Origin of the sequence: Streptomyces sp. Alt3, from assembly GCF_030719215.1 — a bacterium.
Classification (GTDB): Bacteria; Actinomycetota; Actinomycetes; order Streptomycetales; family Streptomycetaceae; genus Streptomyces; species Streptomyces glycanivorans.
The window spans coordinates 313824-335688 of the sequence record NZ_CP120983.1; the positions used below are offsets into that span (position 1 = coordinate 313824).

Sequence of the window (21865 nt, forward strand, 5' to 3'; positions counted from 1 at the left end):
CGTGGCCGTCATAGAGAAGACCGCGGTCGGCCGTGACCGGTCCGTCGCGGCCACGACGGGTGCGGTCGCCGTGACGGCCACGCTCGTGCTGCTGGTCATGGTCCTGGCCGCCGTCGACATCACGCAGGGCACCGCGGACGTCGGCGGCTCGGAAGTCTGGGACGCGCTCACCGGGAACGCGGCGGCCGGGGACTCCTCCGTCGTCATCGCGTCCCGGCTCCCGAGGATGGTGGCCGCCGTCCTCGTCGGAGTGGCGCTCGGCACGGCCGGCGCCGCCCTCCAGGCGGTCAGCCGGAACGTGCTCGCCTCGCCGGACACCCTCGCCGTGAACGCCGGGTCCTATCTGGCGCTCGGGATCATCGCCGTCACCGGTGTCTCCCTCCCGCTCCTCGCCTCGTCCGGTGCCGCCTTCGTCGGCGGCCTCGCCGCCGCGGCGGTCGTGCTCGGCCTGTCCGGACTGGGCAAGGGCACCGTACGGCTCGTCCTGGCGGGCACCGCGCTCGCCCTCGGACTCAGCGCGGTGACCGAGGCGTTGCTCCTCCTCTTCCCCCAGGAGACCGAGGGGCTGTACAGCTGGAACCAGGGGAGCGTCGGCCAGAACGGGTTCGACGCCGTCGTCCGGATGGCGCCGGTCGTCGTTTTCGGCCTGGCGGGGCTGATGCTCCTCGCCCGCCGCATCGACGCCCTGGCACTGGGCGACGACGCCGCCCGGGGGCTGGGGGTCCCCGTGCGCGGGACCCGGGTGACCACTGTCGTGGTCGCGACCCTGCTCTCCGCCGCTGCCGTCACGCTCGCGGGTCCGATCGGCTTCGTCGGTCTCTGCGCGCCCGCGCTCGTCCGGCCCCTCACCCGCCGGTTCCGTGGGCTCGTCCGCTCCCGGGTGAGCCTGCCGGTCACGGGACTCGTCGGTGCCGCGCTCGTGCTCGGCTCGGACGTCCTGCTGCGGGCCGTCGTGCCCGCCGACACCGCCGTGGAGGTGCCGACCGGGGTCGTCACCACCGTGGTCGGCGGGGTGTTCCTCGTCGTCATGGCGCTGCGCCTCCGTGACACCGCCTCGGCCGAGGCACCCGACCGGCTGCGGATCCCCGGCCGCACGGCTTTCCTGGTCACCGTGGTCGTCCTGGCCGTCGTGCTGGTGGGCGTCCTGTTCGCCGCGGTGCTCCTGGGTGACTCGAAACTGCTGCTCGGCGACGTCATGAACTGGGCTCAGGGCCGAGCCGGCCGGGTCGTCACGTTCGTCCTCGACACCCGGGTTCCCCGGGTGTCGGCCGCGCTCCTCGCCGGCGGCGCGCTGGCACTGTCCGGCACCCTGGTACAGGCCGTGACCCGCAATCCGCTCGCGGAGCCCGGTGTACTGGGTGTCTCCGGAGGCGCCGGACTCGGCGCGGTGCTCCTGGTGACCACCGTGCAGTCGCCCGGCTCGTGGGAGATCGCGGGAGCCGCTTTCGGCGGTGCGGCGGTCACGGCGGGGCTCGTGTTCGGGCTGGCAGCGCGGGGCGGCTTCCAGCAGAACAGGCTGGTCCTGCTGGGCGTAGGCGTCTCCGCCGCGGCGGCGGCACTGATCAGTCTGGTCATCGTGCTCAGCGACCCGTTCGACACGACGAAGGCCCTCACGTGGCTGTCCGGTTCGACATACGGGAGGAACATGCCCGATGTGGTGCCGGTGGCCGTCGTGCTCGCCGTCGGTATCGTCCTCGCCGTGACACGGCGCCGGGAACTGGATCTCGTCGCACTCGACGAGGACACCCCCAGGCTCCTCGGTATGGGGCTCCCCCGGGCTCGGCTCGGCTTCCTCGTCATGGCCGTGCTGCTCGCCGCCACAGCCGTGGCGGCAGCGGGGACGATCGCCTTCGTCGGGCTGGTCGCGCCGCACGCCGCACGTGCCCTGGTCGGCCGGCGGCACGTACGGGTGGTACCGGTCGCACTCCTCCTCGGAGCGGCCCTGGTCTGCCTCGCCGACCTCGCGGGACGTACGGTGATCGCCCCGGCGCAGCTCGGCGCAGGTCTGATGACGGCCGTCATCGGTGCGCCGTACTTCCTCTACCTGCTGGTCCGCACGAGGCGTTGAACAAGGCCGGGGCGGGCCTCCGGTTCCACACCGGAGGCCCGCCCCGACGTCCGCAGCACGCGTCGGCACGCGGGATTCCTGCGCAGGAATCCCGTCAGGCGGACGGTGGCAGCTGTCCCCGCACCCACGCGGGATCGGGGTTGACGTGGGGCCGGCCCGCCACCACGACCGTGGGGACCGTCTCGTCACCGCCGTTGGCCGCCCTCACCTCCGCCGCTCCGGCCGGGTCGCGCCGGATGTCGACCCAGTGCAACCGGCCTGCGTTCCGGCCCAGCCGGATCCGCAGGCGCATGCAGTACGTGCACCCCGCCCGCCAGTAGACGACCGGCATTCCGTCGGCCGCGCTGCGGCGCTGTGCCTCCGCTGCGCCGATCGACCGCGGGAACGCGAGCGGTGAATACAGCCAGGCGAGAACGACGAACACCAGGCACAGCCCCACGGCGACGAGGGGCGACCCGTCACGGGTCTCTGGGACCGCGACGAGTACGCCGCACGCCATGAGTGACATCGGCAGGATCCAGGCACGCGTCATGGTCAGGCAGGCTACCGTCGGCGCCGCTCCGGCGGCCAGGAAGGTTCGCGTGCGCGCCGTTCCGGGGGCGATGATGAACGCGTCCGCTCCCTCCCGTCAGCAGGAGTCGCCCATGTCCGTCCGCCGGGTCATGCCCGACATCCGCTCGGATGCCATGGAGGAGAGCCGGGACTTCTACGGACTTCTGGGATTCGAGGAGGTCATGAACCAGGGATGGGTCATGACCCTCGCCTCCACCTCCAACCCCACCGCGCAGGTGACGTTGATGAGCCACGACCGGAGCGCCCCGGTCGTGCCGGACATGAGCGTGGAGGTCGACGACGTGGATGCCGTCCACGCGGCGATGAGGGAGAGCGGCGCGGACATCGTGCACCCGTTGCAGGACGAGGAGTGGGGAGTGCGCCGGTTCTTCGTCCGCGACCCGAACGGCACGGTGGTCAACGTGCTGAGCCATCGCTGATCCGCATTCGCCCGAAGGAGGTTGACGATGTACACCGCGCCCTGGGTGCACGTCGTTCCGGAGCAGGCGGGCCTGCCCGTCGATCTGCTGCTGCCCAGGACCGGCACGGCGTTCGTGACGCGGCTCGACGGCCGGGAGATGCGTGACACGGACTCCGTCTTCCAGCAGTTCTACGACGGCCTGAGACTGCCGGACCACTTCGGCTGGAACTGGAATGCTCTCCTCGACTGCCTGCGCGACCTGGCGTGGCTGCCCGCGGATCACTACGTACTGATCGTCCAGGCAGCGGACGAGGCACTCCCTTGTGATGTCGCCGGACGTCGGCTGCTGTTCGGCACACTGCTGCGGGCGGGGCGCCGCTGGTCCTCCACACGACGGCCGGACGGCACGGATGCCGGCAGGCTCGTGGTCGTCCTGTCGTGCACCGCGGCATCCGCCCCGGACCTGCGGGAACAGCTTCGGCAGTGCGAGCAGGAGACGGCCCCGTAGGACGGCTCCCTCTCCCGGACCGGTTGATGACGCCGGGGCACGGGGACGCCGTGGAGATGGTCGCCGACCGCCACTCCCCCGCTCCGCGAGCACGACGCAGGGGCGGCCACGCGCGTCTTCCCGGAACTGCGGCCGGGCGCGAACGCGAACCCGCTCCCTGGCAGTTGGTGTACTTCGGCCCCCCTCCCGGCGCGAGGCGACCTGTTATTGTTCTACTTCAATGCGAACAAGTTGAGGGGGAGCAGATGACCGCCATCAGCAGAGGGACCGCCCTGACGGCCGTGCCGTTCGCCGTCGCCACCATCGCCTACGTCGGCACGTTCCTGACCCACTACGACCGGTTGCCCGAGCGGATCGCCACCCACTTCTCGTTCGACGGCAGTCCCGACGGTTTCATGGGCCGGGCCTCCGCACTGTGGTTCGGAGGTGCCCTGCTCGTCGGTCTCGGTCTGCTGTTCACCGTCCTGACGGCGGCCACCGGAAAGCGCGCGGGGACGAGGCTGAACGCCGCCATCGGCGCCGGCACCGCTGCGGCGCTCGGCTATCCGCTGGTCGTCACCGTCCTGGTCAACTCCGACATCCAGAGCGCGGCCGAAGCGCAGATGCCGGTCCGGCATGTCGCGGCGCTGCTGTTCGGGGGCCTGCTCACCGGCGCACTCGCCTGGTGGCTGTCCGGTGCGGAACCACGCCCCGCTGCTGCTCCGGAGGCTCCCTCACTCGCACTTGCCGACGGCGAAGCGGCGGCCTGGAGCCGCACCGAGGTCTCCCGGGTCCTGCTCCTCACGGCCGCCGCCGTGACGATCGCCGGGGTGTCCACCGCGGCGTTCGGCGCCTGGCGGAGCGGACTGCCGCTGCTCGTCGTCGGCCTCGTCTGCCTCGCGTTCACCGGAGTCCGGGTGACTGTCGACCGGCGCGGACTCACGATCGCCTCGACGCTCCTGCCCAGGCCCCGGCTGGCCCTGCCGCTCGGCAGCATCGCCGGCGCCGGCAGTGTCCAGGTCAACGCCATGGGAGAATTCGGCGGCTGGGGCTACAGGATCCGCCCGAACCGTCGGGGTGTACTGCTCCGGTCGGGAGAGGCCCTCTCGGTACGCACGACGGGCGGACGCGAATACGTGGTCACCGTCGACGACTCGACCACCGCGGCCGGACTGCTCAACGGCCTGGCTGACCGCCACGCAAGGGAGCGCGACTAGACATGCTGTTCCGGGTCCTTCCCGGTTCGCCCGTGCCGCTGGGCGAGCAGATCGCCGCCTGTGTACGGGGCGCGATCGCCGACGGTACCGCGGCCCCGGGTGAACGGCTGCCGCCCGCGCGCGAGGTCGCCGATTCCCTGGGGGTCAACGTGCACACCGTGCTCCGCGGTTTTCAGCGGCTGCGCGACGAGGGACTGCTCGAACTGCGACGCGGCCGGGGCGCGGTGATCACCGCGGCGCCCGGCGCCGCGGGACGGGCCCGGATCACCGAGTCCGTGCACTCCCTCGTCAGACAGGCACGCGAACTCGGCCTCACGGACCAGGAGTTCCTGTCGATGGTGCACAACGGCCTGGTGGGCCCACCCGCCACCGCCCCGCCCGCTCCCTGAGAGCGGTCCACCCCCGTGTGGTAACGACGACGGCCGGTCCGCCGGGGTCAGCACACGCGGGGGTCGCCGTCTCCGTCGATCACGAGGGCCTGGCCGTCGCGCAGGGTCCGGTGGGCGGTGTCCTCGGCGCGGTAGCGGTCGGCGACCGCTCCCAGGATTTCCGATTCGGGATGGCCCGGGGAGTCGATGTGGGGCACCACGACGTGGTCGAGGATACCCAGTCCGTCCCAGCGGGCCTCGTCACCGTAGGCGGTGCGCACCTCCTTCGGATCGTCGCACAGTTCGAGACCGTGCAGGTCAGGCGCCAGAACGCAGGCCCCCGCGCTGTAACCGGCGTAGACGAAGGCGTCCTGACGCAGCAGGTCGGTCAGAGCCCGGTCGGCACCGCTGCGGGCCATGGCCTGGCGCAGGACGAACACGTTGCCTCCGCGGACCCAGACCAGGGGGAACCGGGAGAGAGTGTCCGCGATCTCCGTGGAGGGACGTCCGAAGAACGTGCGCAGGTCGACCTCGACCGGCCGCAGCCCGAGCCCGGACATCGCCTCGAACTCGCGCTCGACCGCCAGTCGGCGCTCCTCGTCCGACAGGGCGTCGACCGCGTTGACGACGACGGCGACATCGGTGGGAGCGGTGCGGGGCAGCAGCGCCAGCATTTCCGCCGGCTGGTCGCCGGTCCGGAACGAGGAGAGGTACATACGCATCCGTGCACCGTAATGGTGCGGACACGCCGCGGAGGAGCCACCGGCCACATCGGTTAACACAGAAGAGACGTAAGGCTGTTGTAGCACAGCCGGAGTGATCATAGACTTCCGCGCCGTCGGTTCCTGTTCCTGTTCCTGTTCCTGTTCCTGTTCCTGTTCCTGTTCCTGTTCGCGACTGTGATCCAGCTTCGCGGGCGTACGCGACCACCGTGGCGTCCACAGGGTCGTGCCAGGAACCGCTGCTCGGCCTGCACCACTGCGAAACCCCGTACCCACCCAGCCGGGAGAAGCATGTGAGAGCACGTCGCACGGCCAGATGGGCCGCCTCAGCACTCGTCACCGTCCTCGCGTCGACCGGCCTCCTCGCCGGCCCGGCAGCAGCCTCCGGGCCCACCGCGGCTCAGGGCCCCCGGGTCGCCACCGCGACCGATCCGGTCACCCACGAGGAGAACGACCGCGTCCCGGAGGGCTCGCTCTGGACGCAGCACTACTTCCCTTCCTCCGACCGCTCCGGCACCGAACTGCACGCCGACGTTCTGCTGCCCGAGGACCTGCCGAGGAAGGCCGAGGCACCCGTCATCCTGTCCGTCGGCCCGTACTTCGGGCACTCCGGGCAGTCCGGTGCCGAGGGATGGGCCCACACCGGTCCCTCCGCCCGGTTCCAGGACTTCATCGAGGGCACCGACCTGTTCGACCAGGGCTACGCCTTCGTGATGGTCGACCTGCGCGGCTTCGGCGGTTCCACCGGCTGTCTCGACTGGGGCGGCCCCGGTGAACAGGCGGACGTGAAGGCGGCGATCGACTGGGCGGCGAAGCAGCCCTGGTCCACGGGTGCGGTGGGCCTGTACGGCAAGTCCTACGACGCCGCGACGGGCCTCATCGGCAACAACCTGGACCAGCGTGCCCTCAAGGCCGTCGTCGCCCAGGAGCCTGTCTGGGACATGTACCAGTACATCTACTCGAACGGCGTCCCCCGCCCGAACGTCACCGGCACCGCCAACGCCTACAACTCGATCGCCACGCTGGACCAGCTGCCGGACGACGACGCGCGCTACCTGGCCAACTCCCGTTACGAGGAGGCCCATCCCGAGTGCCTGACGCAGAACTCGGCGGGGTACCGGATCGCCGACCAGGACGACGAGTTCTGGACCTCCCGGGACCTGGCGAAGGCGGCCAGGGGCACGGACACCCCTCTCTTCGTGACCCAGGGCTTCATCGAGAACAACACCAAGCCCGAGGAGATGCAGGAGTACCTCGACAACCACAAGGGCCCCGAGCGCGGCTGGGTCGGCCAGTGGGAACACGTCCGTGGCGGAGACCGTACCAGCGACGGCCGTCTCTCCATGGGACGTGAGGGCTGGTACGACGAGACCCTCTCCTTCTACGACCAGTACCTCAAGGGCATCAGGCCGGCCGTCCGCTACCCGGCCTACTCCGTGGAGGACTCCACCGGCGCCTGGCGGGCCCAGAAGACCTGGCCCGTCGTGGAGCGTCACGTCACCCTTCCTCTCGGGGGCGGCTCGTACGTGGACGACGGCGGCCTCTCCTCGATCGCCGGCCTGGCCGGACCCGCCCCCCGGGAACAGGTGGAACAGACAGGCGACTGGGACCTGGAGAACGCGCCCACCACCGATCCGGCAGCGCCGAGGGGGCTTACCGAGAAGCAGGCCCTGCTCCAGGAGTCCGGAGTGGTCACGTCGAGCTTCTTCGTGTGGTCCAAGGCACTCAAGAAGGCCGTGCGGGTCACCGGCACCCCGCGGATCTCCCTGACCGCGGAGGGAGAGGGCAATGTGATGCTCAAGCTGTACGACGTCGCCCCCGACGGCAAGGCTGTCATGTTCGACGAGCAGGTCTCGCTGCTGAGGACGGGGAAGCTCTCCGTCGATCTCAAGGCGACGGACTGGACCCTGGCGGCGGGGCACGTCCTGGCGGTGGGGATCGGGTCCGTCCAGACCGGCTCGTGGCGTGACACTCCTTCCGGCGAGACGATCCGGGTCGAGGGAGCACGGCTCGGGCTGGCCCTGGACGACCCGGCCGACGACGTCGCCACCGGAGGTGCGCGCTCGCCGTACCTGGACACCTACCTGCGCCAGTACACGGTTCCCCTTCCGGCCGGTACCGGTACGTTCACGGTGGTTCCCGGAGGCCGCCTCTGACACCCGCTCGGGCGTCGTCCGCAGGGGTTCCCGGACCACTCCCCGGGAACCCTGTACGGCGCCGGCCCTCTCCGCCCCGGCTCCGGCCGACTCCTCCGTGCAGGTGGGATCCGGAGCGGCACGTGTCGAGGGCGGTCGCCCCTGGCCCGTACGGGCCGGGCCAGGGGCGTACGTCCGCCCCTGGCCCGCACGGTGCGACGTGGGGCTCTCACCCCAGAGGGGGGAGGTCGAGGTGTTCGCGCAGGGTGGTGCCCTGGTACGCGGTGCGGTAGACGCCCCTCTCCTGGAGTGCCGGAACGAGCTCGTCGACGATGTCGGTGACGGATGCCGGGAGCAGCTGCGGCAGGAGGTTGAAGCCGTCGACCGCACGGGTGCTCACGTAGCGCGTCCACTCGTCGGCGACGGCCGAGGGGGTTCCGACGAAGGACGGGTGCCCCGGGGAGACTTCGAGGACCAGCTCGCGGATGGACAGGCCGCGTTCCGTGGCGAGGTCACGCCACTTCCGGATCAGCGCCTGCTTCCCGGTGCGGCGTTCGATGGAGATCGTGCCGCGCGAGGGGTCGAGTTCCTGTTCTCCGGGTTCGATGTCGGGGAGCGGTCCGTCCGGGTCGTAGGCGGACAGATCGGTGCCCCAGTACTGCTCGAGGAAGGCGACCGAGCGCGGACCGTTGACCTGCTGACCGCGCACCCAGCGCGCCTTCTCCTGCGCCTCGGCCGTGGTGTCGCCGAGGACGACGCTCGCCCCCGGCAGGATCCGCAGCGAGTCCGGTGACCGGCCGTGGCGGGCCAGCCGTTCCCGGAGGTCGGCGGCGTACGCCACGGCCTTGCCGTACTCGGTGTTGGCGGAGAAGACGACATCTGCGTGGCGGGCTGCGAGTTCGCGCCCGCCGTCCGAGTCCCCCGCCTGGAAGAGCACCGGACGTCCCTGGCGGCTGCCCGGCACGGTGGCGGTGGCACGCAGGTGTACGAGGTCGGTGTCGCGTTCCACCGTGGTGACGGCACCGGGCCGGGACCAGCTCGGCGCGCCGCCGTCCGACGCGACGGCGTCCGGGGCCCATGAGGACCACAGTTCCTTGGCCGCTTCGACGAACTGTCCCGCACGCTCGTAGCGGCGTTCGTGCTCCAGCCAGCCTCCGTGACGGAAGTTGGCCCCGGTCCAGGCGTTGTCGGTCGTGACGACGTTCCACCCGGCCCGGCCCTCGGACAGCAGATCCAGGCTGGCCAGCCGACGGGCCAGGTCCGCCGGATAGTTGTAGGTGGTGTTCTGGGTGGCCACCAGGCCGATCCGCTCGGTCACGGCGGCGAGCGCGGTCAGTTGGGTGATCGCGTCGGGCCTGCCGGCCACATCGAGGTCGTGGACCCTTCCGCGGTTCTCCCGTACCCGTAGCCCCTCCCCCAGGAAGAACGCGTCGAACAGTCCCCGCTCCAGGATCTGCGCGATCTCGACGAACGTCTCGAACGCCGTGTGCGAGCGCGCCCTCGGATCGGTCCAGATCAGCTCGGGACCGACACCGGTGAAGAACACACCGAGGTGGAGCTGCGGAAGGGGGTTTCGACCGGTCATGGCACTCACCTCAGGCGTTCGTGGCCGCCGCGGCGGCGAATCGGTTGGCGGGGCGGGGAAGGCCGAGCGTCTCGCGCAGGGAGCCGCCGGCCCGTGGCACGCGCCCGGACCGCGACGCGGAGATCCTCGGCAGCACCCGCTCGGCGAGGATCGGCAAATCGACGGCGAGCACGGCGGGATGCAGCCTGACGCCGTCGACCGAATCGGCCAGCTCCCGAAGCAGGTCGAGCAGGGACTCGGCGGAGCCCACGTGACGTAGCCGCCCCGAGTCCGGCCGGCGGGCGGCCTCGTTAAGCTCGTCGAGCCGGTCGGCGGCCGGCACCGCAGCGTCGAGGACGACCTCCACCTCGGCGAGGACGAGGGGCGCGCCCGCTTCCCGGGCCCTGGCCGCTCTGGCGGCGACCGCGGCGACATCAGACCTTCCGACCAGGACCACGTCGGCGCGGGCGTCCGCGTCGAGGGAGTCCGGGACCAGGACGACGATCTGGCCCTGCGGCGGACGCGGGGTGATCAAGGGGCCCTTGACCGTGAAGGACGCTCCCTCGAAGTCGATGTGGTGCACCCGCCGCGCGTCGAGGAATCGGCCCGTCGCCACGTCCTTGATCACCGCGTCGTCCTCCCACGAGTCCCACAGTGCCCGGGCGGTGTCGATGACGTCGGCGGTCTCGCGGGCCAGTGCGGCACCGGTCAGGGCCGCTCCCCCGACGGTGGCGAGGTCGTCCTCGCCCGCCGCGGCGCCGACCACCCAGCCGGCCCTGCCGTGCGAGGCGTGGTCCAGGCTCGCCAGCTGCGTGGCGAGATGGAACGGTTCGGTGGTGGCGACGTGCAGGGTGGGCGCCAGCCCGATCCGGTCCGTCAGGGGCGAGACGTAGGCGGCACGGGTACCCGCCTCCAGCCGTCCGGCCACTCCCGGCCCGCCGTCGGGCGGCAGGGGTGAGTCGGCGAAGGTCACGAGGTCGAAGCCGGCGTCCTGGGCCGCTGTGACCACGTCCCGCAGGGCCCCGGGCGTCAGGACGGCGCCCGGTGGGCGGCCGGAGTGGCGCCAGGCAGCGGGGTGGGAACCGTCGCCGTCGGTCTCCAGGGCGAGACGGAGGCCGGCGAGCCCGGTTTCGCGGTCGGTCATGTGATGTTCCTCCGGAGGAAGAGAGGCGATGGAACGCGTGTCGGTGGAAGGTGGTGCGGTGTTTTCGCCGGCCCCGGCGCGCTCAGGACGGCGCAGCGTCCGGTGCCCTGGAGCACCGCACGGCCAGGGTGTTCACATCGCGGGGCGGTGAGCCGGAAGCCGGTCGGGCATCCTCCCGACAGGCCTCGGCCGAGCACGGGGAGTGTCGGGGAGAACGCCGGTGAACAGCGATGGGCCGAGGCGCGGTGATCAGCGGCCGGGACCGGACGGCGCGTGCGGCAGGTGTGCGCTCAGCGGCGAAGCGAGGTGCTCGGACACAGCGCGCTGCTCACCCGGAGCAGGTCGACGTGGCGCCGGGCGACAAGCGGCCGGAAGGCGGCGACGGGGTGCGGCACACGGCCGTCACGCAGGAGGACGGGGCGCACCTGCATTCCGGTCACCTCACAGCCGTGGGCCAGTCAACAGCGCTTCTTCAGCTGCGACTTGTGTGATCTCTCTTCACGTTAGCCGTTCGGCCCCGGTTGGACAATGCCGTCTGTCCGCCCACCGGACACCGGCCGTGGCCCGTCCGGTGTCCGAGCTGGTACGTTGCCTCGCGTCGTCCCTGGGGGACGACACCACGTGCACGAAAGGACCGCGCCACTCATGCCGTACGGGCCGACCACCTCCGGGCTCACGCCCTCGGGACGGCTTGGTGGTGCGCGCTGCGCAGGATTCCTCCGCCCTCGTTTCGCGGCCCGTCGGCACGTCGATCTGCGCCGCGTCTGCAGCGCCCTCTGTCAGGCCTGACGTCAGAGGCAGGCCTGCCTCTCCCGATCTCCATCTGCGCACACACCGTGGCAATGCCCTGGTGTCCTGCCACTTTCCTGAAGAATCGCCGATGCGCCGGCCAGGTACACCCGCCCGGCCCCCGCGAGGTCCTCCCGGACGGGCGAGGGCGCGACGACACGTGGCGGGCGCGGACCGCACCGGGTCCGACGGTGCGGTCCGGTCCCGAGCAAGGAGCACTGCAATGGACGTCCACGCATCCCTGACCGACGTGGTGGGCAACACCCCGCTGGTGCGGCTCAACCGTGTCACGGGCGGAGCCACAGCACCCGTCTACGTGAAACTGGAGTACGTCAATCCGGGCGGCAGCGTGAAGGACCGTATCGCCCTGTCGATGGTCGAAGCAGCCGAGGAGGCAGGGAAGTTGATGCCGGGCGGCACCATCGTCGAGGGAACCTCGGGGAACACGGGCGTCGGTTTGGCCATGGTCGCCGCTCAGCGCGGCTACCGTTGCGTCTTCGCGATTCCGGAGAAGAGCAGCGCGGAGAAGATCGCAGTACTGCGCGCCTACGGGGCGGAGGTCATCGTCTGCCCGGGCGATGTGCCGCGTGAGCACCCCGATCACGTGCATTCCGTGGCCCACCGGGTCGCCGCTGAGACGCCCGGCGGCTGGCTGGCGGACCAGTACGACAACCCGGCGAACCCGCAGGCCCACTACCGCACCACCGGGCCGGAGATCTGGCGGCAGACCGACGGGCGGATCACCCACCTCGTGTCCGGCATCGGGACCGGCGGCACCATCACCGGAACCGGCGAGTACCTCAAGGAAGTGAGCGCCGGCAGGGTGACGGTCGTCGGCGCCGACCCCGAGGCCTCGCTCTACTCCGGCGGCGACGGGAGCCCTTACCACGTGGAGAGCATCGGCCGGTTCCGCCATCCCGAGACGGTGGACGACACCTGGCCCAAGTCCTACCACCCCTCGGTCGTGGACCGTTTCGAGCGGATCAGCGACCAGGACTCCCTGCTCACCGCCCGCCGGCTGGCCCGGGAGGAAGGCCTGCTGGCCGGCGGGTCCGCCGGTACCGCAGTGGCCGCAGCGCTGCGGGTCGCGACGGAACTAGGACCGGACGACCTGGTGGTCGTACTGCTGCCCGATTCCGGCCGCAACTACCTCTCGAAGGTCTTCGACGACGACTGGCTGCGCGGGATCGGCCTGCCGGACGAAGAGCTTGTCGACCAGCAGGTCCAGCCGCCGGCGGCCTCCGACCGAGCGGTGACCGGGGGCGACCCGATCGCGACAGGTGCCCGATGAACGGAAAGCAGCACCTGGACACAGGCGTCCTGGCCACGGGCGGTGTCGGCGTCCCGGCACCACGGGGACGCCGCACGGAAGCCCCGGAGTACCGCGCGAACCTCCCCCGCACCGCTCCCCCGTCCGGCACCGTGCGATGGGTCGCCGCCACCTGGGACGACCCCGACGCGCTGGTACTGCGTCAGCGGATGGACGCCGAACTGCGGCCCCGTTACGCCCCCTTCGATGCCCAGCGTGCCGGTCGGCGGCCCGGGCCGCCGACCGCCGCCGAGATCGCCGTCACCTGGCTCGCCTACGAGGGCGCGGCCCCTTTGGCGACGGCCTCCCTGAGGCTGCTCAGGCACCGGGACGCCGAGGACCTCTACGAGGTCAAGCGCGTGTATGTGCATGACGAGCACCGCGGGCGCGGCCTCGCCGTAGCGGCGCTGGACTCCGTCGAGAACAGCGCGCGTGCGCTCGGCGTCTCCCGGCTCTCCCTGCAGACGGGAAAGCTGCAACCGGAGGCCATGGGGCTCTACGAACGCCAGGGCTGGCACCGGATCCCCTGCTACCCGCCGTACGACGCCGACTCGTTCGGCGTCTGCTACGGCAAACGGCGGTGAGGGAGACCCGCCGGGGGTGGGGGCTCCCCCACCCCCGGCACCGCCGGGCCGGACGTGGCGGCACGTTTCAGGACGGGACACCGACGGGGCTCGGTGACGCCTGGGGCTCCGGCTCCTCCCCGGGTTCGACGAGCTGCTCGCGCACGTAGTTCCAGACCACGGCGATCAGCGCGGCAGCGGGCACGGCGAGGAGGCTGCCGACGATGCCGGCCAGGCTGCCACCCAACGTCACCGCCAGCAGGACGACCGCGGCGTGCAGGCCGAGCCCCCGGCTCTGGATCATGGGCTGGAACACGTTGCCCTCGAGCTGCTGCACCACCACGATGATCGCCAGCACGATCAGCGCGTCGGCCGGTCCGTTCGACACCAGGGCGATGAGGACGGCGACGAAGCCTGCGAACAGCGCGCCCACGATCGGCACGAACGCGGAGACGAACGTCAGCACGGCCAGGGGCAGCACCAGAGGCACTCCGACGATCCAGAGGCCGAGACCGATGAGGACGGCGTCGAGCAGGCCGACGTAGGCCTGGGACCGCACGAACTCACCGAGGGTGTCCCAGCCACGCGCCGCCACGGTGGGAACATCGGTGGCGAGCCGGCCGGGCAGCTGACGCGCGAGCCACGGCAGGAAGCGGGGGCCGTCCTTGAGCATGAAGAACATGAGGAAGACCGCCAGGACGGCGGTGACCACACCGTTGACCACCGTGCTCACACCGGTGACGACCGTCGTGACCATGCTGCCGATGCTGTCCTGGACGCGGGCGGTCGCAGAGTCGAACGCGCCGGTGATCTGATCGTCACCGATGTTGAGAGGCGGCCCGGAGGCCCATTCGCGCAGCCGCTGGATGCCTTCGACCACTCCGTCGGCCAGTTCTCCGGACTGGGAGGCCACCGGCACCGCGATCAACGCGGCCGCTCCCCCGGCCACCAGGAGGAACAGCACCGTCACCGTGGAAGCGGCGAGCGCCGGTGGCCATCCGCGTCGGCGCAGGACTCGCGTCAGTGGCCAGGTCAGAGTCGTGAGCAGCAGGCCGACCACGAGTGGCCAGACGACCGACCACATGCGCCCCAGCAACCACACCGCCACTGCGGTCATGACAAGGACCAGGAGCAACTCGCCTGATACGCGTGCCGAAACGCGGAGGGCCGCGCGGGTCTTGGTGGAGCTCATCGTGACTGACATGCGATTCACCCTATTGGCCCGCGGCCCCGCTTCTGACCTCTCGCTACCGGACCGACACACGAAGGAAGCCGGCCTGCACCGGGACGACGTCGAACGGCCCCAAGCCCATGGCCCGAAGTGACCGTCCGAAGGATGAAATCGACCGAAACCGGCCCGCGCCTCCTGGCAGCGCGGGAAGCTGGCTCCGCACCCATCCCGATCCCCTGACCGGCACTCGGCTTCCAGGCCGCCGCACGTCCCTGCCCGGGCGACCGTGTCCGTCCGCCCCGTCCTCCCGCATCACGCCAGCCCGTTCCGCGCTGAGGAGCACGCATGACCCGTACCGAAACGACGACCACCGCGTCCCACGAGCCCACCGACGGACTCCCCGGCACCGCCGCCCTCCTCGTCGACGACGCGGGCCGCTACCTGCTGCACCTGCGTGATGCGAACAAGCCGATCTGGGCGCCCGGCCAGTGGGCCTTCCCGGGCGGGAACACCGAGCCGGGCGAGACGTGCGACCAGGCCATGGCGCGTGAACTGTACGAGGAGACCCGCCTCTCCGTTCCCGGTCTTGCCCCCTTCGTCATGCTCGAAACCCTCGATGCGGCGGACACCCTGACGAACCGCGTCCTGGTGTACCTGGGCACGCTGAACCGCCCCGCCCACGAGATCCCGCTCCACGAAGGAATCGAGCTGCGCTGGACGCACGCAGCCGAGACAGTGCACATGGCCATGGAACCTGGCACCGCCGCCGCCATCCAGGAACACCTGAGGCACCCGCACCCCCGCCCCGACACCGACGGCCGGCCACCCACCGTGCGCATCCCGGCCGTCCGGGAGCCGCGGGAGCGCAGCATCGTCGGGGCTCACCTCTATCTGGAACGCGACGGCGCGGTCCTGCTCGGCAGACGCCACCCCGACAGCGTCTTCGCTCCCTCGACCTGGCACCTGCCTGCCGGCCACCGCGAGGCGGACGAGTCCGCTCTGGCCTGTGTGGTCCGCGAGACGGCCGAGGAGACCGGCATCGTCATCGCGGAGAGCGACCTCTCGCTCGTCCACACCCTCGATCTGCGGCACCCCGGCAGCCCGGTCTCGCGCGTGCAGCTGTTCTTCGCCGCTTCGCGCTGGCACGGCGAACCCCGGGTCCTGGAACCCGACCGGTGCACCGAGTGGAGGTGGTGGCCCCTCCAGGCCCTCCCAGAGCCTCTCGTCGCATACGCGGCCACCGCGCTCACCGCCATCGCCCGCGGCGAGTCGTACGCGCGCACGGGCTGGCCGTCATGAGCCCGGCCCGGACGAAGGACCCGACGCACAACACCGCCTTCCCGCGGTCCACGCGGCGGGACTTCCGTCTCCCGTCCGGCGGAACGGAGCACTGGTGACGTCGCAGAAACCGAACGTACAGACATGGACCCTCTACGGACAGCGGCAACTGGACCATGGCTATCTGCCAGGCCCGGCGCCAGGTGGATCCGGGCTGACCGACGGGGTGAGGGACGCGTGGGGAATCACCGTCCGGCGGGAGGGGGCGCTTCCCACCAACAGCGCAAAGTGCCCCCTCACGCTCCCGGAGGCCCCGCGAGGAGATCAGGCACGTCGTCCGGCCCGCGGTGCCGGTCTGCGGCGCGTCGCTCCCACGAAATCCCCTTCACCCTGATATGCGGCTTTCGGAAAGCCGTCCTAGCCTGACCGGGATCGCTCAGGCAGAAGACGGCCGGTCAGCCGGCGGAGGGTGAGCTTCCATGGCGAAACGGAGTACACGATCCGGGTTGCTCGGCGAATTGTCCGCCGAGTTCGCGGGCACGATGATTCTCATTCTTTTCGGCTGCGGCGTGGTGGCCCAGGTAGCGGCGGGCGGAGCTCTGACGGATCCGCCCGGCGGTCTCGGGGACCACGACAGCATCGCCTGGGCGTGGGGGCTCGGTGTCACCCTGGGCGTCTACGTGGCGGCACGGCTGAGTGGCGCCCACCTCAACCCAGCGGTGACCCTGGCGCTCGCCGCGTTCCGGGGCTTCCCGTGGAGCAAGGTGGCGCCCTATGCCCTGGCCCAGACGGCCGGCGCGTTCGTGGCCGCCCTTCTCGTCCGTTGGAACTACACCGAGGCGCTGGCGAAGGCCGACCCCGGACACACCGTCAAGACGCAGACGGTGTTCTCCACGCTCCCGGCCAACGGCAATCCCGCTCTGCCGGTCCACGAGTGGGGTGCGTTCCGCGACCAGGTCATCGGCACCGCCATCCTGCTGCTGCTGATCATGGCCATCACCGACATGCTGAACACGCCGCCGGGCGCGAACCTGGCCCCGTTCGTCATCGGGCTGGTCGTGGTGGCGATCGGCATGGCGTGGGGAACCAACGCGGGTTACGCGATCAACCCGGCCCGGGACTTCGGCCCCAGGCTGGCGAGCTTCATCACCGGATACAACGGAGCCTGGCGAGATCAGTACGGGAACCTCTACTTCTGGGTCCCGATCATCGGGCCTCTCGTCGGCGGCCTGCTCGGCGCCGGACTGTACAAGGCATTCGTCGGGCGGTTCCTGCCGTCCGCGGAGCCCGAGCCACCGGGACGCGTCCCGGCACCCGAGGACTGACCGCACCGGCCGGAGAGGTGGTACATCATGGCGGACTTCATCGGCGCGGTGGACCAAGGGACCACCAGCACACGATTCATGATCTTCGACCATGGCGGCAACGAGGTCGCCAAGCACCAACTGGAGCACGCCCAGATCCTCCCGCGCTCGGGCTGGGTGGAACACGACCCGGTGGAGATCTGGGAGCGCACGAACTCCGTGATGCAGAACGCCCTGCGGTTCGGCGGCATCGCGCCGGGCGACCTGGCGGCGATCGGGATCACCAACCAGCGTGAGACCACGGTGGTCTGGGACCCGCGCAACGGGCGCCCGTACTACAACGCCATCGTGTGGCAGGACACCCGTACGGACGTCATCGCCGCGGAACTCGAACGGTCGGGCCGTGGCGACGTCATCCGCCGCAAGGCGGGTCTCCCCCCGGCGACCTACTTCTCCGCGGGCAAGATCCAGTGGATCCTGGAGAACGTCGACGGCGTACGGGAAGCCGCCGAGGCCGGTCACGCGATCTTCGGCAACACGGACGCCTGGGTCCTGTGGAATCTGACCGGGGGGCCGGACGGAGGCATCCACGCCACCGACGTGACCAACGCCAGCCGCACCATGCTGATGGACCTGGAGACCCTCGACTGGGACGAGGAACTGCTGGGCTTCTTCGACATCCCCCGGTCGATGCTGCCCACCATCAACCCCTCCTCCCACCCGGAGGCCTACGGAACCACCCGCACCTCACGGCCGCTCCGCGCGGCCATCCCCATCGGCGGGGTCCTGGGCGACCAGCAGGCGGCCACCGTCGGACAGGTCTGTTTCTCTCCCGGCGAGGCCAAGAACACCTACGGGACCGGCAACTTCCTGGTGCTCAACACGGGGACCGAACTGGTCCGCTCCCAGCACGGGCTCCTCACCACGGTGGCGTACCAGTTCGGCGACTCCCCGGTGGTGTACGCGCTGGAGGGCTCGATCGCCGTGACCGGATCCGCCGTGCAGTGGCTGCGGGACCAGATGAAGATCATCAAGACCGCGGCGGAGAGCGAGGTGCTCGCCCGTTCGGTCGACGACAACGGCGGCATGTACTTCGTCCCCGCGTTCTCCGGTCTGTTCGCCCCCTACTGGCGCTCCGACGCCCGGGGCGCGATCGTCGGCCTCGCCAGGTACAACGACAACGCCCACCTGGCGCGGGCGACCCTCGAGTCCATCTGCTACCAGAGCCGCGACGTCGTCGAAGCCATGGAGCAGGACTCCGGCGTCCACCTCGACGTGCTGAAGGTCGACGGTGGCGTCACCGCCAACGATCTGTGCATGCAGATCCAGGCAGACGTCCTCGGTGTCCCGGTCAGCCGTCCGGTCGTCGCGGAGACCACCGCGCTCGGCGCAGCCTACGCCGCGGGGCTGGCGACGGGATTCTGGCAGAACACCGACGAACTGCGCGCCCAGTGGCACGAGTCCGAGCGGTGGGCGCCCCAGTGGTCCGAAGATCAGCGTGCGGAAGGTTACGCGGGCTGGAAGAAGGCCGTGGAACGCACCCTCGACTGGGTGAAGGTCCCGTAGGGCCCCCTGGTCGTACAGGGCCGGGGACGGTGACCGTTTCAGGTGGTCGCCGTCCCCGGCTCTCATGTGCCCCGTGGCAGGCCGAAGCGTGTTCCCGGGCGGTTCAGGAGCTGAGGTCCCGGAGTTCAGCGGCCAGGGAGCGGATGGCTGCGGGGTTACGCGGACTTTCGACGAGGTCCACGTAGTCGAGGACGACGATCCGGTCGTTCCTGACGGCCGAGACGTTCGCGAGGGGCTTGTACGACATGAGGAACTTCCGCTTCTGCTCGGCGGTGGTGTCCCCGTAGTTGTTGATCACGATGACTTCGGGATCGCGGGCGACGACCGTCTCCCAGCCCACGGTGGTCCAGCTGTCCTCGAGGTCCTTCATGATGTGGTCGCCGCCGGCCTTGGTGATGATGTCGTGCGGTCCGGCGAAGGCACCCGAGGTGAAGGGCTTGTCCTGCCCGTCGTCGTAGAGGAAGACGCGTGGCCGGTCGGCCCCCTTCGCGGCCTTCGCCTGGGCCTCGGCCACCTCTTTCCGGAAGGACGTGATGAGGCCTTCCGCTCTGTCCTCGACGTCGAACACCGTGCCCAGGTTCCGCAGGTCGGTGTAGAGCGCGTCGAGCGGTGACATCACCCCGCGTGCTTTGCCCTGTCCGTTGCGGCACGACTCGCTGAGCACGTACGAGTCGATGCCCACACGCCCCAACTCGGCGGGGGTGAAGCCGTCGCCCTCGTTGAACCCGTAGTTCCAGCCCGCGAATACCAGGTCGGCGCGGGCGTCCAGGACCAGTTCCTTGTTGATCTGCTCCTTCGACAGCCACTCGGTCTTCGTGTAGCCGTCCTTCCATGGCACGGACGTGAGGTCTCCCTTGTCGTCGGGCATCACGTATCCCGCCATGTGGTCCTCGAGTCCGAGGGCGAACATGATCTCGGTGATGCCGACGTCGTTGGTCACCACACGTCGGGGGGCCCGTTCGAACGTCTTCTTCTCGCCGCAGTTCTCGACGGTCACCGGGTAGCGGCCGCCGCCCGCTCGGGCGGCGTCGTCCGTTCCTTCCCGCGCGGTGACCTCCGCCCCGCAACCGGTCAGGGCGAGCACGGTGAAGGCGACGGCGAGCGCGGCGGGGCGCACAGGGCGGGGCATGGGCATGTGACTCCTTGCGGGCAGGTGAGCGGGCGGGGCTACGCGGAGGGAAGCCGGTCGAAGAGCAGCTGCACCACGCCGGTCTCGGGGTGCGGTACGCGATGCGCCCGCACCCCGAAGACATCGGCCAGCAGCGCGGGTGTGAGGACGTCGTGGGGTGCGCCGGAGGCGACGATGCGCCCGGCGTCGATCACATGGAGCACGTCGCAGTGGAGTGCGGCCAGGTTCAGGTCGTGCAACGCGGTGAGCACGGTCAGCCCGCTGGCGCGCACCAGAGCCAGAACCTCCAGCTGCTGGGCGATGTCGAGGTGGTTGGTGGGCTCGTCGAGCACCAGCACCCGGGGCTGCTGAGCGAGTGCGCGGGCGATGAGGACGCGCTGCTTCTCCCCGCCGGAGAGTGTGAGGAACCCGCGGTCGACGAGATGGCCGGCCCCGACTCCCGCCAACGCGGCCGCACAGATGCGCCGGTCCTCCTCGGTGGTCCTGGCGACCGATCCCTGGTGCGGGAACCGGCCCATGGCCACGACCTCGGCGACGCTGAAGTCGAACTCCGCCACCAGTTCCTGCGGCAGGGCGGCCAGCCGGCGCGCACTCTCGCGCGCGGGCATCGCGAGCAGATCCTCGCCGCCGATCCGCACCGCGCCCGCCGAGGGTCGCAGCGCCCGGTAGACGCAGCGCAGCAGGGTCGACTTACCGCTGCCGTTCGGCCCGACGAGGCCGACGACCTGCCCGCTCCCCGCGCGCAGGGTGGCTCGTCGAAGCAGCCGCACACCCGCGATCTCGACCGTCAGTGCGTCGATGTCGACCTCCATCACACGCCTCCGAAGGTGTAGGTCCGGCGGCGCATGAGCAGGACGAAGCACGGCACACCGACGGCCGCGGTCAGCACACCCACCGGAAGTTCGGCGGGCGCGAGGACCACGCGCGAGAGGATGTCCACCCAGACCAGCAGGACGGCACCGGCCAGGGGCGCGACGGCCAGCAGGCGGCGGTGGTCAGCACCGATCAGCATCCGTGCGGCATGGGGAACCATCAGGCCCACGAAACCGATCGCTCCGCTGACCGCGACGACCGCCCCGGTGACGGCGGCGGAGACGAGGAAGAGTTCCTTGCGCAGCCTGCCGGGGTCCACCCCCAGCGCGGCAGCGGTCTCGTCACCCATGGCCAGGGCGTTCAGCCGGCGTGCCGACCAGCCGAGGTGGACGAGGCCGCCGAGCACTGCGCCCGCGGCGATCGGCACCGAGGACCAACTGGCCCCGCCCAGGCTGCCGAGCAGCCACATCATCGCCGACCGGGCCGCTTCGCCGCGTTCGGCGGCGAACACCATGAACGTGGTGACGGCCGAGAAGCCGTAGTACATCGCGGTGCCGGTCAGCACGAGCCGGAGTGGTGTCAGGCCCCGGGCGGTCCGGGCGATCGAGTACACGAGCACCATGGCGAGGAGCGCGGACAGGAACGCGGCCGTCGACAGCGCCCAGACCCCGAGGGCCCCGAACACCCCGAAGATGATTACGGCGTTGGCTCCGACTGCGGCACCCGAGGAGATGCCGAGGACGAACGGGTCGGCGAGGGCGTTGCGGACCATCGCCTGCACGGCGAGGCCGATGGCCGCCAGTCCTGCCCCGACCACCGCTGCCAGTACGGCGCGTGGAAAGCGGAGTTCCCAGACAATGGTGTACGACGCGACCTCGTCCGGCGCGATGGCCCCACCGGTCAGCCCGGCCCACAGGCATCGCAGCGCCTCGCCCCAGGAGACCCCGGAGGCCCCGATTCCAGCCCCGCAGGCGAGGGACAGCGGCAGGGCGACGCACAGACCGACCACGAGCAGCGGCAAGGGGACCCGCCGGGAGACTGCCGCACCTTCCCCTGTGCGGGTGGCACCCGACGGGGCCACGGGTATTCGTTCACGGGTCCTGGCCACAGCCGGATCGCTTTCGCCTCGGGCCGTGCACCCACGTGTACACAGGAGCGGCTCCGGACGCCAGGCGCCGTGCGCAGCACCTCTCGCAGTCCACGGCGATTGACAGGAGCTTCACCACCGCGGGTAATCGGGCTCACGGAATCGCAGGTCGCGTTCC

The 21865-nt window shown here is 70.8% G+C and carries 19 protein-coding genes and 1 pseudogene; 11 read left to right on the forward strand and 9 right to left on the reverse strand.

Annotation, left to right across the window (positions count from 1 at the left end; translation table 11 throughout):
• Position 1 precedes the first annotated feature (1 nt).
• Positions 2 to 2068: an iron ABC transporter permease gene (locus P8A20_RS01470; protein WP_147961538.1), complete on the forward strand. Its 2067-nt coding sequence runs from the start codon at positions 2 to 4 to the stop codon at positions 2066 to 2068.
• A 94-nt stretch (positions 2069 to 2162) separates the two neighbouring features.
• Here the strand turns inward: P8A20_RS01470 and P8A20_RS01475 are convergent, their stop codons facing one another.
• Entirely contained in the window at positions 2163 to 2600 is a 438-nt protein-coding gene (locus tag P8A20_RS01475; protein ID WP_147961539.1) for a glutaredoxin domain-containing protein, read from the reverse strand.
• Between the two features lie 112 nt (positions 2601 to 2712).
• On the opposite strand from P8A20_RS01475, the gene P8A20_RS01480 reads away from it, so the two are divergent.
• The 4 genes from P8A20_RS01480 to P8A20_RS01495 all read left to right on the forward strand — a co-directional run bounded on the left by P8A20_RS01480 (position 2713) and on the right by P8A20_RS01495 (position 5134).
• Positions 2713 to 3060, forward strand: coding sequence for a VOC family protein (locus P8A20_RS01480; protein ID WP_147961635.1), 348 nt, complete (start codon positions 2713 to 2715; stop codon positions 3058 to 3060).
• Positions 3061 to 3087: 27 nt separating this feature from the next.
• Entirely contained in the window at positions 3088 to 3549 is a 462-nt protein-coding gene (locus P8A20_RS01485; RefSeq protein ID WP_147961540.1) for a barstar family protein, read from the forward strand.
• Positions 3550 to 3794: 245 nt separating this feature from the next.
• Positions 3795 to 4745: a DUF1648 domain-containing protein gene (locus tag P8A20_RS01490; RefSeq protein ID WP_187282266.1), complete on the forward strand. Its 951-nt coding sequence runs from the start codon at positions 3795 to 3797 to the stop codon at positions 4743 to 4745.
• Positions 4746 to 4747: 2 nt separating this feature from the next.
• Positions 4748 to 5134, forward strand: a complete 387-nt coding sequence (locus tag P8A20_RS01495; RefSeq protein WP_147961542.1) for a GntR family transcriptional regulator — start codon at positions 4748 to 4750, stop codon at positions 5132 to 5134.
• Between the two features lie 47 nt (positions 5135 to 5181).
• Here the strand turns inward: P8A20_RS01495 and P8A20_RS01500 are convergent, their stop codons facing one another.
• Positions 5182 to 5835 carry a Type 1 glutamine amidotransferase-like domain-containing protein gene (locus P8A20_RS01500; RefSeq protein ID WP_306102681.1) on the reverse strand — a complete coding sequence of 218 codons (654 nt, stop codon included), beginning with the start codon at positions 5833 to 5835 and terminating at the stop codon, positions 5182 to 5184.
• Between the two features lie 293 nt (positions 5836 to 6128).
• Here P8A20_RS01500 and P8A20_RS01505 point away from each other — a divergent pair, with 293 nt between their 5' ends.
• A complete protein-coding gene (locus tag P8A20_RS01505) occupies positions 6129 to 7991 on the forward strand; it encodes a CocE/NonD family hydrolase (RefSeq protein WP_306102682.1) in 1863 nt (620 codons plus the stop codon).
• Between the two features lie 208 nt (positions 7992 to 8199).
• Here P8A20_RS01505 and P8A20_RS01510 read toward each other — a convergent pair whose 3' ends face one another.
• From P8A20_RS01510 to P8A20_RS01520, 3 genes are all read right to left on the reverse strand, one after another.
• Positions 8200 to 9555 (reverse strand): NtaA/DmoA family FMN-dependent monooxygenase, encoded by a 1356-nt coding sequence (locus P8A20_RS01510; RefSeq protein ID WP_147961544.1) that lies wholly within the window; start codon positions 9553 to 9555, stop codon positions 8200 to 8202.
• Positions 9556 to 9565: 10 nt separating this feature from the next.
• Positions 9566 to 10678: an LLM class flavin-dependent oxidoreductase gene (locus P8A20_RS01515; RefSeq protein ID WP_306102683.1), complete on the reverse strand. Its 1113-nt coding sequence runs from the start codon at positions 10676 to 10678 to the stop codon at positions 9566 to 9568.
• Between the two features lie 290 nt (positions 10679 to 10968).
• Complete coding sequence (locus P8A20_RS01520; protein ID WP_187282282.1) at positions 10969 to 11109, reverse strand: putative leader peptide; 141 nt, start codon at positions 11107 to 11109, stop codon at positions 10969 to 10971.
• 581 nt (positions 11110 to 11690) lie between these two features.
• On the opposite strand from P8A20_RS01520, the pseudogene P8A20_RS01525 reads away from it, so the two are divergent.
• Positions 11691 to 12671: pseudogene (locus P8A20_RS01525) on the forward strand (PLP-dependent cysteine synthase family protein); the annotation flags it as partial.
• A gap of 83 nt (positions 12672 to 12754) precedes the next feature.
• Complete coding sequence (locus P8A20_RS01530) at positions 12755 to 13360, forward strand: GNAT family N-acetyltransferase (protein WP_306102684.1); 606 nt, start codon at positions 12755 to 12757, stop codon at positions 13358 to 13360.
• A 67-nt stretch (positions 13361 to 13427) separates the two neighbouring features.
• On the opposite strand, the gene P8A20_RS01535 is transcribed toward P8A20_RS01530, so the two are convergent.
• Complete coding sequence (locus P8A20_RS01535; RefSeq protein ID WP_187282280.1) at positions 13428 to 14531, reverse strand: AI-2E family transporter; 1104 nt, start codon at positions 14529 to 14531, stop codon at positions 13428 to 13430.
• A gap of 324 nt (positions 14532 to 14855) precedes the next feature.
• On the opposite strand from P8A20_RS01535, the gene P8A20_RS01540 reads away from it, so the two are divergent.
• The 3 genes from P8A20_RS01540 to glpK all read left to right on the forward strand — a co-directional run bounded on the left by P8A20_RS01540 (position 14856) and on the right by glpK (position 18658).
• The gene (locus P8A20_RS01540; RefSeq protein WP_147961548.1) at positions 14856 to 15809 is read left to right on the forward strand and encodes an NUDIX hydrolase; all 954 of its coding nucleotides are present in this window, start codon (positions 14856 to 14858) and stop codon (positions 15807 to 15809) included.
• Between the two features lie 458 nt (positions 15810 to 16267).
• Complete coding sequence (locus P8A20_RS01545) at positions 16268 to 17113, forward strand: MIP/aquaporin family protein (protein WP_147961549.1); 846 nt, start codon at positions 16268 to 16270, stop codon at positions 17111 to 17113.
• 27 nt (positions 17114 to 17140) lie between these two features.
• Positions 17141 to 18658 carry a glycerol kinase GlpK gene (gene glpK, locus P8A20_RS01550; RefSeq protein WP_147961550.1) on the forward strand — a complete coding sequence of 506 codons (1518 nt, stop codon included), beginning with the start codon at positions 17141 to 17143 and terminating at the stop codon, positions 18656 to 18658.
• Positions 18659 to 18761: 103 nt separating this feature from the next.
• On the opposite strand, the gene P8A20_RS01555 is transcribed toward glpK, so the two are convergent.
• The 3 genes from P8A20_RS01555 to P8A20_RS01565 are packed head-to-tail and all read right to left on the reverse strand — an operon-like array spanning position 18762 to position 21708.
• A complete protein-coding gene (locus tag P8A20_RS01555) occupies positions 18762 to 19787 on the reverse strand; it encodes an ABC transporter substrate-binding protein (RefSeq protein ID WP_147961551.1) in 1026 nt (341 codons plus the stop codon).
• 38 nt (positions 19788 to 19825) lie between these two features.
• Positions 19826 to 20599, reverse strand: a complete 774-nt coding sequence (locus P8A20_RS01560; RefSeq protein ID WP_187282268.1) for an ABC transporter ATP-binding protein — start codon at positions 20597 to 20599, stop codon at positions 19826 to 19828.
• The gene (locus P8A20_RS01565; protein ID WP_147961553.1) at positions 20599 to 21708 is read right to left on the reverse strand and encodes a FecCD family ABC transporter permease; all 1110 of its coding nucleotides are present in this window, start codon (positions 21706 to 21708) and stop codon (positions 20599 to 20601) included. Before P8A20_RS01565 ends, P8A20_RS01560 begins: the two co-directional genes overlap by 1 nt.
• Between the last annotated feature and the right edge of the window lie 157 nt (positions 21709 to 21865).